At 61.9% G+C, this 672-nt stretch carries 2 protein-coding genes; both read left to right on the top strand.

Annotated elements, in window-relative coordinates:
- Positions 1-261: co-chaperone GroES (locus tag O7A60_RS31745; protein ID WP_337109590.1), on the top strand; the 261-nt coding region annotated here is incomplete at its 5' end.
- A gap of 66 nt (positions 262-327) precedes the next feature.
- On the top strand, positions 328-672 hold a 345-nt coding region (locus O7A60_RS31740; protein WP_337109589.1), incomplete at its 3' end, for a TCP-1/cpn60 chaperonin family protein.

The raw sequence follows: 672 nt of genomic DNA, 5'->3' as shown, positions 1-672 counted from the left end.
GTGGTCGTTCGCCGGGTCGAATCCGAATCCAAGACCGCCGGCGGGATCATCATCCCGGATACGGCAAAGGAAAAGCCGCAGGAAGGCGAGATCATCGCCGTCGGTTCCGGCGCTCGTGACGAAGCTGGCAAGCTGGTCCCGCTGGACGTCAAGGCCGGCGACCGCATCCTGTTCGGCAAGTGGTCGGGCACCGAAGTCAAGCTCAATGGCGAAGACCTTCTGATCATGAAGGAATCCGACATCATGGGCATCATCGGCTGATCATCGGCCCTACCCTCACCTGAATCTCATTTTCGGGCTCGATTGGAGCCCTGCCAGGAGCTAACCATGTCAGCCAAAGACGTAAAATTCTCCCGTGACGCCCGCGAGCGCATGCTGCGCGGCGTCAACATCCTCGCCGACGCGGTGAAGGTCACGCTGGGCCCCAAGGGCCGCAACGTCGTCATCGACAAGTCGTTCGGCGCCCCGCGCATCACCAAGGACGGCGTCACCGTCGCCAAGGAAATCGAGCTTGAAGACAAGTTCGAGAACATGGGCGCGCAGATGGTCCGCGAAGTTGCTTCGAAGACCAACGACATCGCCGGCGACGGCACCACGACCGCGACCGTTCTGGCGCAGTCGATCGTCCAGGAAGGCCACAAGTCGGTTGCCGCCGGCATGAACCCGATGGAC

It is taken from the genome of Mesorhizobium salmacidum (SeqCode) (assembly GCF_037179605.1).
Lineage (GTDB): Bacteria > Pseudomonadota > Alphaproteobacteria > Rhizobiales > Rhizobiaceae > Mesorhizobium > Mesorhizobium salmacidum.
This window is presented reverse-complemented; position numbering and strand designations above follow the sequence as displayed.